Raw genomic sequence first — 14,302 nt, 5'->3', positions numbered from 1 at the left:
ACATTCAATGTCGGTAGGGGCTTACGATCGGTGATTTCAAAAATATTCAAACGCGTTCTGATCGCGATACTTGCGCTTGTCGTGATCGTCGGCCTCGGCATCCTGGTGCCGCGTCCACTCCGGCATGATGGGCCGGCGGTGCCGGAGCGCTCGCATCGCATCCTCGTGCTCAGCAATCCCATCCACACGGATATCGCCATCCCCGTCGATGCCGATCTCTTGAGCCGCTTTGCGTTTCTGCGGACAGCCGGGCTTGATCTCGACAACCCGAACCTGCACTACCTCATTTTCGGCTGGGGCGGCAGGAGTTTCTATACCGAGACGCGGACCTGGGCGGATCTGAAGACAGGGCCGGTGCTGAAGAGCTTTACCTTGGATCGGTCTGTCATTCATGCGGAACTGGCGGGTGAGATACCCGAAAGTGCGCCCGGTGTGACCGTGCTCAACATCGATGACGGCGGGCTTAAGCGATTGCAGCAATTTATCCTGGGCAGTCTCGTGCAGGCGGATAGCGGGCCGGTGTCCTTGCCGGGTAGCAACTACAGCGAGAATGATGCATTCTTCGAGGCGCGGGGATATTTCAATGCGCTGATGGGGTGCAATACGTGGACGGCGGCGGGGTTGAGGCAAGCGGGATTAACCTCGGGCCTATGGACGGCGCTGCCCTGGATGTTGCGGCTGTCGCTCAGCCTGCATAATGATCGCGATCGTTTCGCGTCCACTAAGATGGATTAGCGCTGATCAAGGCTGCTCGGAAGTGTCCTGATCGTCCCGCCAGCACTCCTCGAAAATCAACTTTTCGAGCGGCAGGCGGTCGCGCCATCCCTTCACCGCAAGCTCAGGCATGTCGTAGAGTTCGTCGACGTAACCGATGCACAGCCATGCGACGATTTTGACGTGCTCCGGTATGTTCAGGATGTTCTTGATCGCGTTCTCGTGAAAAATGCTAACCCAGCCGACCCCGACACCTTCGGCGCGGGCGGCAAGCCAGAGATTTTGAACCGCGCAGACCGTCGAATAGACATCCGTTGCGGGATTATGCGTCCGCCCGAGCACAACGGGGCCGCCGCGCCGCGTATCGCAGGTGATACAGATACTGAGCGGCGCCTTGCGGATGCCTTCGAGTTTCAGCCGCTGATATTGCGCGCGGCGATCGCCTTCGAACATCCGGCAGGCTTCTTCGTTCGCCTGGTTGAAAGCCCGCCACACGCGGTCCCGCGTCTCCGGCTGCCGGATCAGGATGAAGTTCCACGGCTGCATGAAACCGACGGACGGCGCGCGATGGGCTGCCTCGAGCAGCCGTCTCACTAGATCTTCGGGCAGGGGATCAGACCGGAACTGATCGCGGACGTCGCGGCGGGTTTCGATGGCGCGGTAGACGGCGGCGCGTTCCTCCTCCGAAAATGCGCAAGCCGCTATCAGATGATCCGCTTCCTTTGGCGACACATCGGCGAGCGAAGCGGCGTTGTGCGAATGAGAGGGTTCATCAAGAGCGGGCATGTTCCACCGTGGATTTGGAGGGAGCGGCGACGTTTCGTGGCGGAATGCCGTTCGCTGGGGCTTAATGGGTTGCTGTATAGCTCAGTGCGCGCTCGCACGGGAAGGTGCCATCATGATTTTCACAGGCAAGCATAGGATCGGCCGGCAATCGCCCTTGCCGTTCGACTTTGTTTAAGCGGGCCATTTGGGATAAATTGTGATGCGCGAGGCCCGAGCCGTCCTTTGACAAATGGTGTATTCTGCATCATATGAGCCTCAATAAGCCGCCTGCGCGATTTTCGCGCGGGCGGCTTTGCATTTGAATGGCGCGGTTCTTGCAATTCGTTCGCATATGCAGGGCGCGCATCCGCATTGGAGAAACGCATGAACGGACAGGGCAATCAGACGATAAAGCGGCTGGCCCTCTGGGGCATTCCGCTATCGCTAGGCGTCATGGCGCTGAAGATGGTCGCCTGGTGGGTGACGGGCTCCGTCGCGCTGCTGTCGGACGGTCTGGAGTCCTTCGTCAATGTCGTGGCCGCTTTCATCGCTTTCTTCGTCATCCGCTATGCGCAGAAGCCGGCGGATCATGACCATCCCTTCGGCCACCATAAGGCGGAATATCTCTCGGCCGTCACCGAGGGTGCGATGATCGTCGTCGCTGCGCTGATGATCGTGCAGGAGGCGGTGGGGCATTTGAGCAATCCGCAACCGCTGCAGGCGCCTGCCCTCGGTCTTGCCGTCAACTTTGCCGCCGGTATCATCAATGCCCTGTGGGCACTGACTTTGATCCGCGCCGGGCACGAACACCGCTCGCCGGCGCTGACGGCGGATGGGCAGCACATCATGTCCGATGTCTATACTTCGGTTGGTGTGCTCATCGGCCTGCTGCTGGCGCTTGGCACCGGCTACCCGATCTTCGACCCGGTGCTTGCAATTCTCGTCGCCGTCAACATTCTCTATCAAGGCTGGAAAGTCATCTCCAATTCCATCGACGGGCTGATGGACAAGGCCGTCCTGCCCGAAGAGGAAGCGGTGATCAAGGAGGCGATCGCGACGCATGCCAACGGCTCTCTCGGCGTGCATGATCTGAAGACGCGCCGGGCGGGTGCCGTCACTTTCGTCGACTTCCACCTAGTCGTGCCAGCGGCGATGCCGGTCCGCGAGGCCCATCGCATTTGCGACCGCCTTGAAGACGCCATACGGGCGATCCATGCGGGCGCAGAAATAACCATTCACGTGGAGCCCGAGGGCGAGAAGGCCCATGGCATCCGCGTTAAAGTGATCAAGGAGACCTAAGATGCCTACAACGGATGTTTCCGGCCTGTCGATGCTCGGCAGCCAGACCGAAACGGCCGCGAACCCCGAAGCTGCCGTTCTCGAAAAAGTGCCGTCCGGCCATGCTGGCACGGATTATGTCGTGCGTTTCACCGCACCGGAATTCACCTCGCTCTGCCCGATGACCGGACAGCCGGATTTTGCTCATATCGTCATCGACTATGTGCCCAACGAATGGCTGGTGGAATCGAAGTCGCTGAAGCTCTTCCTGCATTCCTTCCGCAACCACGGCGCCTTCCATGAGGATTGCTCGATCTACATCGCCAAGCGGCTGGTCGAATTGCTGGAGCCGAAGTGGCTGCGCATCGGTGCCTACTGGTATCCCCGAGGCGGTATCCCGATCGATGTATTCTGGCAGACGGGCAAGCCGCCCGAGGGCGTGTGGCTACCGGATCAGGGCGTGCAACCCTATCGCGGGCGTGGCTGAAATTGAAAAAGCCGCCCTCCGAAGGCAGGGCGGCTTTTGTCATTAGAGGCGATCGGTATTACGCGAACGAGCTGTCGTCGCCGCCATTATCGGACGAATCATCGTAGTCGTCGTCCTGATCGTTCGAGGCGTAGTCGACATTGGTCTGATCATTGTCGTTCTGATCGTTCTTGTCGTCGTTGCCGAAATAGTTGTTGTTGATGATCGTTTCCTGAACCGGCTGTTCGGCTGCGTTGGCGGAAGTCCCGCCGAAAAGGCCGCCAAGGCCCGAGCCTGCGGCGGTGCCGCCGAGATGCGGGCTGAACAGGCTGGAGAGCGATTCCGCCAGCATCACGCCGCCGGCCACACCGGCAGCCGTGCCAAGGGCGCCGCGCAGGAAGCTGCCGCCCGCGGAGGGAGCGCCGGCCTGCGGATTCCAGGGGCCGGTCGGCTGTTGCTGGCCGCCCCATGGGCCCGGCTGCGGAGCGTTGCGGGCATAATCGTCATAGAGACGGCCCTGCTGCTGCGGGGCTTGCGGGGCAGCGGCGCGCTGCTGCTGGTTGCCGCCGAACAGCGAGCCGAGGCCGCCGAGGAAGCTGCTGCCGCTCTGGGCCTGCGGGTGAGTGTCGGCGCCCTGCTGTTCCAGCTCGTGCACGCGTGCTTCGAGCTGCTGGATGCGGTCGGCCGCTGCCTTCATGCCCTGTTCCTGTATGAGCACGGCTTGCGCAAGGAAATAGGGCGCATAGGGCTGCTCGCGAACCGATTGATTGATGAAGGCTTCCGCATCGGCATCGCGCTGGGTGCTCGCCGTAGTGCGGACGCGATCGAAGAGGGAAGCGAGCATTTGACGTTCTTCAGGCGACATGATGGCCTCCTTGGCGATCTGTTGCTGCAAATTCCGGGCGCGATTCTCGTCGCGCCCACCTGACGTAGGATGGAATTCCGGCTTTTCAAAGCCTCTTCAAGTTACAATTCGGTAATCCGCAACCATAACGCCATGCTTTCCCTGGCTATTCACGCCTTGCCTTTTTCCGGCATTGTTTTACGCATGGAGTCGCATTATGTGCGGTAGGATACATCTGCTGGAGACTTGCGAATGAACGACGAAGACGAACAGGAAGAAAAGACGAAAGAGCTGCCCTTGGGCAAGGACGCGGAGGCGAATCTTTTCAAATCGCGCTCGATCTTCATCTATGGCGGCATTACGCAGGAACTGGCGCAGAAGGTCTGCTCGCAGCTCGTGGCACTCGCGGCCGCCAGCGATGAGGATATCCGTATCTACGTGAATTCGCCCGGCGGCCACGTCGAATCCGGCGATTCCATTCACGATATGATCAAGTTCATCAAGCCGAAGGTCTGGATGATCGGCTCCGGCTGGGTCGCTTCCGCGGGTGCACTGATTTACGTCGCCGCCCCCAAGGAGCGCCGCATCTGCCTGCCGAACACCCGCTTCCTGCTGCACCAACCGTCCGGCGGTACCCGCGGCATGGCCTCCGACATCGAAATTCAGGCTCGCGAGATCATCAAGATGAACGAACGCCTGAACAAGATCTTCTCGGAAGCCACCGGCCAGCCGGTCGAGCGCATCGCCAAGGACACGGACCGCGACTACTGGCTGTCTGCGGAAGAGGCTAAGGCTTACGGCCTGGTTTCGCGGATCGTGACGTCGCAGGCCGAGATTTGATCTGACGGCTCTTTGCTCAGTCAAAGCGCCCTCGTTTGCCCAAAGGCAGGCGAGGGCGCTTTTGTGTTGGCGCTATTCCTCATCCCGCGATACCAGCGGCGCGCCGGGCAGATAAAGCGAAATCGGCCTGATCTCATAGACTGCCGTCGGATTGACGCGTCGGAGGTCGCGCGCGGCTGCGACCGCTGCCTCTAGCGTTGGAAAATCCACGACATAGAAGCCCAGCAATTGCTCCTTGGTTTCAGCAAAGGGGCCGTCCGTGACGATGCCGGCACCCTTGCCCCGCAGCGTCACCGCGCGTTCGGTCGGGCCAAGCCGCGCGGCCGGCCCCAGAGACTTTTCCTGAACGAGGCGATCATTCACCTGCAGGAGTTCGGTCATCAACGCCGCATCCTCCTCCTCGGTCCAGGATTCGACCACTCTCTCTTCGTGATAGGCCAGGATAGCGTAATACATGAATCGTTCCCCCTTTACGCATCTATCGATTTCAGCCGACTGAAATTCAGAAACCTAGATGCGTTTGACTACACAAGTTTGATGTTTCGTGCGCAATACCTATTCAAGCTCTTCTGCCAATCGAGGGGCGCTCTCTGGCCCGGATTGCCCTGGCGAAAATCGCCGCAGTCCGTCCGCTCGAAATGCGGCTGCCCCCGTGCGTTGCCTGACACGGCTGCATTCTTTCGTCAAACTGCACTTGCACGACCGCCGCTTGTGATGCTCCATGCGCTTTCCACCGCATCCACGAGTCTCCAGCGGCCGCCATGCTCAAAGATTTTTCCGTCCAAAGCCTGTTCATGGGCTGCCTTACCGCCTTTGTCGGCTTTGCCAGTTCCTTCGCGGTCGTGCTGCATGGGTTGCAGGCGGTCGGCGCCACGGATGCGCAGGCCGCGTCCGGGTTGACGGCCCTGTCGATCGCGATGGGGCTCTGCGCCATCGTGCTCAGCCTGGCAACAAGGCTGCCGGTCAGCATTGCCTGGTCGACGCCGGGGGCAGCACTTCTGGCGAGTGCGGGCGCCATCGAGGGCGGCTTTCCGGTGGCGGTCGGCGCCTTTTTGATCTGTGCGGTGCTGATCGTGATTGCCGGCCTGTTCCGGCCGCTCGGGCGCGCCGTCGCAGCTATTCCGGCGGCGCTGGCGAACGCCATGCTGGCCGGCGTCCTGCTCGGGCTTTGCTTTGCGCCTGTGAAGGCCATCGCCTTCGATCCAGTGCTTGGCCTGCCCATCATCACCGCCTGGATCGTGGTTGGGGCCTTCAAACGGCTTTGGGCCGTTCCGGCGGCGCTTGCCGCTTTTGCGCTGGTGCTGGCTTTCGGCGTGAAGGTGCCCGATGGAGCGCTGGCATCGCTTGAGCATTCGCTGATGCCGAGCCTCGAACTGGTGAAGCCGACCTTCACGGTCGCCGGCCTCGTCTCCATCGCGCTGCCGCTTTTCATCGTCACCATGGCGTCGCAGAATATTCCGGGCATCGCGGTGCTGAAGGTCCACCACTATGATCCGAAGCCCGGCCCGCTCTTTGCCGTGACCGGCCTGTTTTCGCTGTTGAGCGCACCCTTCGGCGGCCATGCCGTCAATCTTGCCGCGATCACCGCCGCCATGTGCGCCGGGCAGGACGCCCATGCCGATCCAAAGCGGCGCTATTGGGCGGCAATCACCGCGGGTGTCGTCTACATCATCCTCGGATTGCTGGCAGGCGCCGTTACCGCCTTCGTGGCACTGGCGCCGCCGATCCTGATCGAAGCTGTCGCCGGCCTGGCGCTGGTCGGCGCTTTGTCCAACTCTGCCATGAATGCTTTTCAAAAGGCGGAATCGCGCGAGGCGGCCGCGATCACCTTCCTCGTCACGGCATCAGGCGTTTCCTTCGGGGGCATCTCGGGCGCCTTCTGGGGGCTGATCGCCGGCGGATTGATGATGGCGCTGTCGCATGGGGTGCAAGTGCTCAAACGGTGAGCAAGGGGTTGCTTCTTTTTTATGGCGCGGCTATAAGCGCGGCCATGAAGACGACTGGCGCGAAGATTTCCGAACAGATTGCACGTGGACGCGTTGCCCTGCGTGACAATACGCGCGCCCTTACTTCGCTTCTTCTTCTCGGCCTTACGCGCGGTTGCCGGGTCCTTTGAGGAGCGCTCGGCGGCCGTAGAGCCCGCCCGGCCATCGCTCCTCGCGACATATCCCCAAAATCGACAGTATACCCCGTAGCGGGTCCGTATTTGTCATCGCCAAGCCGCGTACGATCGGCTAAGACGCGGGGCAAATGACGGGAAAGGAAGAGACGAAACATGGACGCGAACAGCCATTCCCCCAAAGGCATGCCCGAGGCAGCGGTGAAATACCGCGCTTACCCGCAGATCAATATTCCCGACCGAACCTGGCCTTCGAAAACCATCACCAAGGCGCCGATCTGGTGCTCCGTCGATTTGCGCGACGGCAACCAGGCGCTGGTCGACCCGATGGGCCACGACCGCAAGGCCCGCATGTTCCATCTGTTGCTGGAGATGGGATTCAAGGAAATCGAGATCGGTTTCCCGTCGGCATCGCAGACCGATTTTGATTTCGCCCGCTGGTGCATCGAGCACGGCAATGTGCCGGCCGACGTGTCGCTGCAGGTTCTCGTGCAGTGCCGCCCGGAGCTGATCACCCGCACCTTCGAGGCGCTGGAAGGCGCCAATAAGCCGATCGTGCATTTCTACAATTCTACCAGCGAATTGCAGCGCCGCGTGGTGTTCGCCAAGGATGTGAAGGGCATCAAGGAGATCGCCGTCGACGCGGCCAAGATGATCACCGACATGGCGGCCAAAGCGGGCGGGGGCTATCGCTTCGAATATTCACCGGAAAGCTTTACCGGCACCGAACTGGAGGTGGCGCTGGAAATTTGCAACGCCGTCATCGAGGTGGTGAAGCCGACGCCGGACAACAAGCTGATTATCAACCTGCCGTCGACCGTCGAAATGGCAACACCGAACATCTATGCCGACCAGATCGAGTGGATGTGCCGCAATCTCGACAATCGCGAAAACCTGATCATTTCGCTGCATCCGCACAATGACCGCGGCACCGGTATTGCCGCTGCCGAACTGGCCTTGATGGCCGGCGCCGACCGTGTTGAAGGTACGCTGTTCGGCAATGGCGAGCGCACCGGCAATGTCGATGTCGTCACCATGGCGCTGAACATGTTCACGCAGGGCGTCGATCCCGAGCTCGATTGCTCGAACATCGAGCGCATGAAGGAAGTCTTCGAATATTCCAATCAGATGGCGATCAGCGAGCGTCACCCTTATGTCGGCGAGCTGGTCTACACCGCCTTTTCCGGCTCGCACCAGGATGCGATCAACAAGGGCATGAAGGCGGCGAAGGTCGCCAACCATCCGGTTTGGGAAGTGCCGTATCTGCCGATTGATCCGCAGGATGTCGGCCGTACCTACGAGGCGATTATCCGCATCAACTCGCAGTCGGGCAAGGGCGGCATCGCCTATATCCTGCAACAGGATTACGGGCTCAACCTGCCGCGCAATCTGCAGGTGGAATATCGCGAGGAGATCCAGCGCATCACCGATGAAGAGGGCAAGGAGCTGCCGTCGAGGCGCATCTACGATCACTTCATCGAACGTTACGTGACGCAGTCCGACGCTCGCATCCGCTTCGTCGATCACCACACCTTCGCCGATCCCGCGCATAAGGGCGAGCGTATCGTCGCGGCGGAGATCACCGACAATGGCGAGGTGAAGCGCATCGAAGGCCGCGGCAACGGCCCGATCGACGGCTTCATCAATGCCCTCTCGATCTATCTCGGCATTCCGATGTCGGTCGAGGATTATTCCGAGCATTCGCTGCAGCACGGCTCCAATGCCGCGGCAATCTCCTATGTCGAGACCTCCTATCCCGGCGGCAAGCTCTTCGGTGCAGGGATCAATACCAACATCGTCGCCGCTTCTCTCGAGGCGATCGTCTCGGCGGCGAACCGCGTGCTCGATATTCAGGCGAAAAAGGGCTGACTTTCAGCCGTTAGTAAGCGCCGTGAAGACAAAATCCCCTCGATATGGTCGAGGGGATTTTTTGTTTTGTCGTTCAGCGGGCTGGCCGCTGCAAACGCCGAGCTGGCCGCTATCCAGGCGCGCGCCCGAACCTAGCCACTGAGTACGAAATAGTCAGAGCGTCGATAGGACTTAGCCTAGCCATTGGTATGGCTTCGTCTAACCAAATGCAGTGCGCGGACAAACACTGCGCAGAATTGGCCGGCTCATCTCGAATTGGTACCTCTTGGTTATTGGGAACCTGACAACTAGAAGGTGAACGATCATGGACGTATATGAGGCGGTCAAGAGTCGACGGGCGGTGCGCAAGTTCACCGACCGGGATATCCCGAAGGCGGTGCTGGAGCGTGTGCTGCTTGCCGCGGCTTGGGCTCCTTCCGGATCGAACATCCAGCCATGGAACACCTACGTAATGACCGGAGAGCCGCTTGCCGAGCTCAAGAAGCGCGCGGGGAAACGCGTGGCGGCAGGCGACCCCTGGGACGAGCGGGAATACGAAATGTACCCGCACACACTGAAGTCTCCGTACCGCGAGCGTCGCTCTGCCTTCGGCCATGAACGCTACCATGCGCTCGGCATTGCGGACGGCGACTGGGAGGCAAGTCAGAGAGCTGCTTCCGCAAATTGGAATTGTTTCGGCGCGCCCGCCGCCCTGTTCTGCTACATCGACCGCGACCTGGGTGTACCCCAATGGGCCGATGTCGGCATGTATCTTCAGACCGTCATGCTGTTGCTGCGCGCCGAAGGGTTGCACAGTTGCACCCAAATGGCGTGGTCGGTGTACCGCAAGACCGTCGCGGAGATCCTGTCACCGCGCGAAGGGCTCATCCTGTTCTGCGGCATGTCGATTGGGTACGAGGACGTCACTGAGCCTTACGCCCGCACCGGCCGGGCGCCGCTCGATGAGACCGTCACGTTCGTCGATTCGACTTCGCAACGATGGGCGCAAACAGTGCGAGACGATGCATTGCTGGGTGTATGAAACGATGCCCGCAACTCTGCGAAGGCTTTTGCCCGAAGCATTCGAAGTCGAAACGAAATCATGCCAACGCGCATCTACGCTTCAACAACCAAGGGGATTACGACGATGAAGTCAATTTTTCTAGGACTATTTGTGTCGGCTACGGTTTGCCTCCTCGGCACGATGTCGGCTGCGGCTGACAACACTGCACACGTCACATCGCTCATGAAAAAGGACCTTCCAAATTATCCTGGCAAGGAGGGGCTGATGATATCAGTCGAATACGGGCCAGGAGGTTCCGATCCTATTCACAAACATGACGCAAATGCATTCGTCTATGTTCTGGAGGGCTCGATCGTGATGCAGGTCAAGGGGGGAAAAGAAGTCACCTTGTCGCCAGGAGAAACCTTCTACGAAGGTCCGTCCGACATTCACGTGGTCAGCCGCAACGCAAGCAAGACCAAACCCGCAAAATTCATCGTTGTGCTTTTGAAGAACAAGGATGCTCCGACTGTCATACCCGTGAAATGATATCGGGTACCGTAGCGAAGATCCAACGCCGCCTCAAAGGGTGGGCATGAGGCGACCATTGTTGATGGTCGCCTCCGCATTTTGGGTGTCGGACGGAGGCTACGGTGCGTCGACCGGCTACCCGGCATGATCCAATTAGACATCGTCGCCGATGAAGCCGCCGGATTGGTGTGCCCACAATGCGGCATAGATGCCGTTTTGCGCGAGCAGATCGTCGTGGCTACCGTCTTCGACGATCCGCCCTTCATCGAGGACGACGATGCGATCCATGCGGGCGATGGTCGACAGGCGGTGGGCGATCGCGATGACAGTTTTGCCCTCCATGACGCCATAGAGCGTATCCTGGATGGCGGCCTCCACCTCCGAGTCGAGAGCCGACGTCGCCTCGTCGAGCACCAGGATCGGCGCGTCCTTCAGGATGGCGCGGGCAAGCGCGATGCGTTGCCTCTGTCCGCCCGATAGCTGGACGCCGCGCTCGCCGACATGGGCGTCGTAGCCGGTGCGGCCTTCGTGATCCCGGAGAGTTGCGATGAAGCCGCTTGCGGCCGCCTTGTCCGCCGCCGCTGCGATCGCGCTGTCGGAGAAGCGGGGGTCGCCATGGGCGATGTTGTCGCGAACCGAGCGGTGGAGCAGGGCAGCGTCCTGGGTCACCATGCCGATCTGTCTGCGCAGGCTCTCCTGGGCGATCCCGCGGATATTCTGTCCGTCGATCTCGATGGAGCCTGCTTCCGGATCGAAGAACCGCAGCAGCAAGTTGACGAGCGTCGACTTGCCAGTGCCGGAGCGGCCGACAAGGCCGACCTTTTCGCCGGGTGCGATCTGCAGCGAAACGCCGTCCAGACCGCCATTGCCCTTGCCGTAATGATGCGTCACGGACTTGAAGGTGATGGCGCCGCCGTTGACTATGAGCTGGCGGGCATCGGGTTCATCCGTAATGGCGAGCGGCTGTGCCACAGTCAGCAGCGATTGCCGCATAGCGCCGAGATGGCCGAACAGCGACGAGACGGCGTCGAGCATCCATTCCGCCATGCCGGTGATGCGGAAGCTCAAGGCGAGCGAAGCAGCAATCAGGCCGAGCGGCGCGCTGCCGGCCTGCCAAAGGATGACGGCATAGCCGACCAGGCCGACGATAAGAAAGCTGCCCAGGAACAGCATGCTCGAATTCACCATGACTTCGAGCTTTTGCACGCGCACAAACGTCCTGCGGGCAGCGGCGAAGCGCTCCCGCCCTTCACGGTCGTCTTCGGCCGCATTGGCAAAGAGCTTTATGACATCGATATTGGCGTAGGTATCGACCAGCATGCCCGTCAGGGAGGCATAGGCGCCTTGAAACTCCTCGGACGCCCGGCGGAGCCGCGGTATGACAAATGCCATCAGACCCAGGTAGCAGCAGATCCAGACGAGCAATGGCCAGATGAGACGCAGATCGATCGAGGCCATGAGCCACAGCGAGCCGGCGACATAGATCGTGACGAAGGATAGCGTGTGCAGCACCGCATAAGCCGCTCCGGTCGCGGAATTGCCGATGTCGCGCACCTGGCTGGCGATGCGTCCGGAAAAGTCCTGGCGGAACCAGCCGACGGATTGCCGCAGGACATGGCGATGTGCCCGCCAGCGGAACAGGGTCTCAGCATTCGGCCGAAACGCGATGTCGTCGAGGCTTTCCCTGATATAGCCGGCGAGCGGCCGCCCGATCAGCACAAGGGCGGCGGCGGCCAGCAATTCGGCGCCGTGGGACGCCCAAAGTTGATCCGGGCGAGCGGCCGCGAGAATGTCCACGAGCTGGCTGGTATAGCCGATGAGCCAGATCTCGATCGCCGCACCGATGACGGTCAGGGCAAGGCTCATTCCCATGACGAAGCGGAACGGGCGCAGGTTGCTTTTAAGATACCGCCATGAATCCGACGGCGGGTTCAGATCATCATAATACTGGAATGGATCGACGAGCTTTTCAAAGCGACGAAACATGAGTGCCCTCCAGGGGCTGGAGACAACAATTTGATGGACGGGCCGAATAAGCAGCCCTTCACGGCACTGCTTTTCAGCGGTGGTTTCCTGTGCCGTGAGTTCTCATCAAACGCTCTCCTTTGAAGTCGCTTGGCGGTTCTATAACGCATGATGGTGCTGATGTCAGCAGAAATGGCGGAGAAATCCATACGGGCGCTTCTCCGTGAAACTCGCGAAGCAGTTGACCCGCTATTGTCCATTAAGCTGAATTTCGGGGAGGCTGATTGACGTGATATTTTAGACGATCGGCAATCCTATCGGGGGAAGTCATGCCACGTCTTGCCAATCTTTATTTCAAGACAGCCATCATCTTTTTGATCATCGGAATTGGAATAGGCCTGAAAATGGCAATCACCGAGGATCACAGCGTCATCGGCGCTCATGCGCATGCCAACCTTCTCGGCTGGGTGACCATGGCGCTCTTCGGCGGCTACCACGCACTGAACCCGCAAAAGGCGGAAAGACGGCTGGCGATGATCCAATATTACATCTACACGGCCGGCGTCGCAGTCCTTGTGCCGGCACTGTATCTCATGCTTCTTGGCAATATGGCGATGGAGCCGATCGTTGCAGCAGCGTCGATCGTGATCTTCATTGGCGTTCTGTTGTTCGCCTTCATCATCTTTTCAAGCGAGCAAGCCACCAGGACGATTTCGCCGGCGCCGTCTCGCTGATCTCGCGAACGAGAGACGGCAGGGGAAATCAGCGCCGCCGTCTCTTCGCCGTCAGGATTTTTGCCCGGAAAGTTCCTCGCGCCGCTTCAACAGGCGTTCGAGCTCCTCTTCCTGTTCGGCAATGCGCTCCGATGCGAGCTCCTCGTCCGCTGCGCCGGAATATGCGGCGGCCTGTTCGATCAACTCGCGAAGATTTTCTCTTATTGCCGCGATGCGCTCGTCAATCTCCGGGATGGTCAGCAGAATGTCGGACATGATCGATCTCCAGAATGCGCCCCATCGGACGAAGCCTCCGGGTACGATTGGCGGATGGATTGTATTCCCGGCTGAACGGAAGTCGCAAGCAGCGCCAGCGGATCAGCTCAAATTTCCGACGATACCCGGTCAGCGATCTGGTCGAGCATCGCGTCGGAGGAGGGGCCTACGACGGCATAAGCGGTACCGCTGCGATGCCAGGATACGATGCTCACGTCATCCTTGATGGTCTCGTCAAAATTGCCGTCGCCGGCGACGCCTTCATCCTTCATGAAACAGATGGCGACGACATCGCCGTCGAGGTCTTTATAGATCAACTGGCCGACCGGTTTGCCGTTGGCAATGAACATGCGTGCGCCTTGGAAGACCAACCCGTCGGCGGCAAGATCCGGTATATTGAATTTCACGCCCACAGTGCCCGTCAGCCATTTGCTGATCTCGTCGACCTCGGTTGCCTGTACTTCGACGATATGGCGGGGTTGATGCGCATAGATGCGGTGATAGGCGGCGATATCGTCGAGCCATGTGCGGTTCGGCGCTGGTGAGGCCGGGGCCGCAGCGGGTGTGCCGGACGGCTGCATGCCGATGAGATAGCCGATGCCGCCGCCGACCACGAAGAGGATAAGGGCTGCGGCAAGCGCCTGGCGGCCGGTCGGAGCAAGCTTCAGGGATGGCCGGGAAAGGCGAGGGGCGGGCTCACGCGCCTTCGGCGCCTGCGCGCTTTTGATGGAGCGTACCAGCGCTAGCGGCACCGGCTCCTTCAGCACCTCGTCGAAAGCCTTGCGGCCGACATCGGAACCGTGCTTCAGCTCATCGAAAATCCGCCGCGCTTCCGGATCGGAGGCGATGAGCCGCTCCAGCTCCTCCTTCTCCTCGCGACTCGTCTCGCCGTCCATAAAGGCGGACAGGCGAGTTTCGAGCGGCATTTTTTTCATATCCT

Annotated in this window: 15 protein-coding genes; 9 read left to right on the top strand and 6 right to left on the bottom strand. The window is 60.3% G+C overall.

All coding sequences use genetic code 11. The annotated features are described in order from the left end of the window. Nucleotides 1–30 precede the first annotated feature (30 nt). Complete coding sequence (locus ACXHXG_RS09640; protein WP_457899145.1) at nt 31–735, top strand: TIGR02117 family protein; 705 nt, start codon at nt 31–33, stop codon at nt 733–735. Between the two features lie 6 nt (nt 736–741). Here ACXHXG_RS09640 and bluB read toward each other — a convergent pair whose 3' ends face one another. Beyond that, entirely contained in the window at nt 742–1,500 is a 759-nt protein-coding gene (bluB, locus tag ACXHXG_RS09635; protein ID WP_283046705.1) for a 5,6-dimethylbenzimidazole synthase, read from the bottom strand. A 363-nt stretch (nt 1,501–1,863) separates the two neighbouring features. On the opposite strand from bluB, the gene ACXHXG_RS09630 reads away from it, so the two are divergent. Together ACXHXG_RS09630 and queF are read left to right on the top strand one after the other, a co-directional pair. Then, the gene (locus tag ACXHXG_RS09630; protein ID WP_457899144.1) at nt 1,864–2,778 is read left to right on the top strand and encodes a cation diffusion facilitator family transporter; all 915 of its coding nucleotides are present in this window, start codon (nt 1,864–1,866) and stop codon (nt 2,776–2,778) included. 1 nt (nt 2,779) lies between these two features. Then, complete coding sequence (gene queF / locus ACXHXG_RS09625) at nt 2,780–3,244, top strand: preQ(1) synthase (RefSeq protein WP_104823784.1); 465 nt, start codon at nt 2,780–2,782, stop codon at nt 3,242–3,244. 58 nt (nt 3,245–3,302) lie between these two features. On the opposite strand, the gene ACXHXG_RS09620 is transcribed toward queF, so the two are convergent. Next, nucleotides 3,303–4,088: a DUF2076 domain-containing protein gene (locus ACXHXG_RS09620; RefSeq protein ID WP_457899143.1), complete on the bottom strand. Its 786-nt coding sequence runs from the start codon at nt 4,086–4,088 to the stop codon at nt 3,303–3,305. 231 nt (nt 4,089–4,319) lie between these two features. On the opposite strand from ACXHXG_RS09620, the gene ACXHXG_RS09615 reads away from it, so the two are divergent. Continuing rightward, the gene (locus ACXHXG_RS09615) at nt 4,320–4,907 is read left to right on the top strand and encodes an ATP-dependent Clp protease proteolytic subunit (RefSeq protein WP_104823783.1); all 588 of its coding nucleotides are present in this window, start codon (nt 4,320–4,322) and stop codon (nt 4,905–4,907) included. A gap of 72 nt (nt 4,908–4,979) precedes the next feature. Here ACXHXG_RS09615 and ACXHXG_RS09610 read toward each other — a convergent pair whose 3' ends face one another. Beyond that, on the bottom strand, nt 4,980–5,363 hold the full coding sequence (locus ACXHXG_RS09610) for a YciI family protein (RefSeq protein ID WP_457899142.1): 384 nt from the start codon (nt 5,361–5,363) through the stop codon (nt 4,980–4,982). Between the two features lie 305 nt (nt 5,364–5,668). Between ACXHXG_RS09610 and ACXHXG_RS09605 the strand changes: the two genes are divergently transcribed. The 4 genes from ACXHXG_RS09605 to ACXHXG_RS09590 all read left to right on the top strand — a co-directional run bounded on the left by ACXHXG_RS09605 (nt 5,669) and on the right by ACXHXG_RS09590 (nt 10,426). Continuing rightward, nucleotides 5,669–6,853: a benzoate/H(+) symporter BenE family transporter gene (locus ACXHXG_RS09605; RefSeq protein ID WP_457899141.1), complete on the top strand. Its 1,185-nt coding sequence runs from the start codon at nt 5,669–5,671 to the stop codon at nt 6,851–6,853. Between the two features lie 329 nt (nt 6,854–7,182). Continuing rightward, a complete protein-coding gene (leuA, locus tag ACXHXG_RS09600) occupies nt 7,183–8,895 on the top strand; it encodes a 2-isopropylmalate synthase (RefSeq protein ID WP_104823779.1) in 1,713 nt (570 codons plus the stop codon). A 304-nt stretch (nt 8,896–9,199) separates the two neighbouring features. After that, nucleotides 9,200–9,916 (top strand): nitroreductase, encoded by a 717-nt coding sequence (locus tag ACXHXG_RS09595; RefSeq protein ID WP_457899140.1) that lies wholly within the window; start codon nt 9,200–9,202, stop codon nt 9,914–9,916. Nucleotides 9,917–10,021: 105 nt separating this feature from the next. Beyond that, a complete protein-coding gene (locus ACXHXG_RS09590) occupies nt 10,022–10,426 on the top strand; it encodes a cupin domain-containing protein (protein WP_457899503.1) in 405 nt (134 codons plus the stop codon). Between the two features lie 135 nt (nt 10,427–10,561). Here the strand turns inward: ACXHXG_RS09590 and ACXHXG_RS09585 are convergent, their stop codons facing one another. After that, nucleotides 10,562–12,394: an ABC transporter ATP-binding protein gene (locus ACXHXG_RS09585; protein ID WP_457899139.1), complete on the bottom strand. Its 1,833-nt coding sequence runs from the start codon at nt 12,392–12,394 to the stop codon at nt 10,562–10,564. A 308-nt stretch (nt 12,395–12,702) separates the two neighbouring features. On the opposite strand from ACXHXG_RS09585, the gene ACXHXG_RS09580 reads away from it, so the two are divergent. Beyond that, nucleotides 12,703–13,107, top strand: coding sequence for a hypothetical protein (locus ACXHXG_RS09580; RefSeq protein ID WP_283046689.1), 405 nt, complete (start codon nt 12,703–12,705; stop codon nt 13,105–13,107). A 51-nt stretch (nt 13,108–13,158) separates the two neighbouring features. Here the strand turns inward: ACXHXG_RS09580 and ACXHXG_RS09575 are convergent, their stop codons facing one another. Both ACXHXG_RS09575 and ACXHXG_RS09570 read right to left on the bottom strand, forming a co-directional pair. Then, a complete protein-coding gene (locus ACXHXG_RS09575; protein ID WP_104823775.1) occupies nt 13,159–13,362 on the bottom strand; it encodes a hypothetical protein in 204 nt (67 codons plus the stop codon). A 107-nt stretch (nt 13,363–13,469) separates the two neighbouring features. Next, nucleotides 13,470–14,288 carry an anti-sigma factor family protein gene (locus tag ACXHXG_RS09570; protein ID WP_457899138.1) on the bottom strand — a complete coding sequence of 273 codons (819 nt, stop codon included), beginning with the start codon at nt 14,286–14,288 and terminating at the stop codon, nt 13,470–13,472. Nucleotides 14,289–14,302 lie beyond the last annotated feature (14 nt).

It is taken from the genome of Rhizobium sp. LEGMi-198b (genome assembly GCF_054114205.1).
This window is presented reverse-complemented; position numbering and strand designations above follow the sequence as displayed.

What these genes read in the sequence shown, in the direction of transcription:
- ACXHXG_RS09580 (WP_283046689.1), top strand. Translation starts at nt 12,703, where the DNA reads ATGCCACGTCTTGCCAATCTTTATTTCAAGACAGCCATCATCTTTTTG.
- leuA (WP_104823779.1), top strand. Translation starts at nt 7,183, where the DNA reads ATGGACGCGAACAGCCATTCCCCCAAAGGCATGCCCGAGGCAGCGGTG.
- ACXHXG_RS09610 (WP_457899142.1), bottom strand. Translation starts at nt 5,363, where the DNA reads ATGTATTACGCTATCCTGGCCTATCACGAAGAGAGAGTGGTCGAATCC.
- queF (WP_104823784.1), top strand. Translation starts at nt 2,780, where the DNA reads ATGCCTACAACGGATGTTTCCGGCCTGTCGATGCTCGGCAGCCAGACC.
- ACXHXG_RS09615 (WP_104823783.1), top strand. Translation starts at nt 4,320, where the DNA reads ATGAACGACGAAGACGAACAGGAAGAAAAGACGAAAGAGCTGCCCTTG.
- bluB (WP_283046705.1), bottom strand. Translation starts at nt 1,500, where the DNA reads ATGCCCGCTCTTGATGAACCCTCTCATTCGCACAACGCCGCTTCGCTC.
- ACXHXG_RS09630 (WP_457899144.1), top strand. Translation starts at nt 1,864, where the DNA reads ATGAACGGACAGGGCAATCAGACGATAAAGCGGCTGGCCCTCTGGGGC.
- ACXHXG_RS09585 (WP_457899139.1), bottom strand. Translation starts at nt 12,394, where the DNA reads ATGTTTCGTCGCTTTGAAAAGCTCGTCGATCCATTCCAGTATTATGAT.
- ACXHXG_RS09605 (WP_457899141.1), top strand. Translation starts at nt 5,669, where the DNA reads ATGCTCAAAGATTTTTCCGTCCAAAGCCTGTTCATGGGCTGCCTTACC.
- ACXHXG_RS09595 (WP_457899140.1), top strand. Translation starts at nt 9,200, where the DNA reads ATGGACGTATATGAGGCGGTCAAGAGTCGACGGGCGGTGCGCAAGTTC.
- ACXHXG_RS09575 (WP_104823775.1), bottom strand. Translation starts at nt 13,362, where the DNA reads ATGTCCGACATTCTGCTGACCATCCCGGAGATTGACGAGCGCATCGCG.
- ACXHXG_RS09620 (WP_457899143.1), bottom strand. Translation starts at nt 4,088, where the DNA reads ATGTCGCCTGAAGAACGTCAAATGCTCGCTTCCCTCTTCGATCGCGTC.
- ACXHXG_RS09570 (WP_457899138.1), bottom strand. Translation starts at nt 14,288, where the DNA reads ATGCCGCTCGAAACTCGCCTGTCCGCCTTTATGGACGGCGAGACGAGT.
- ACXHXG_RS09590 (WP_457899503.1), top strand. Translation starts at nt 10,022, where the DNA reads ATGAAGTCAATTTTTCTAGGACTATTTGTGTCGGCTACGGTTTGCCTC.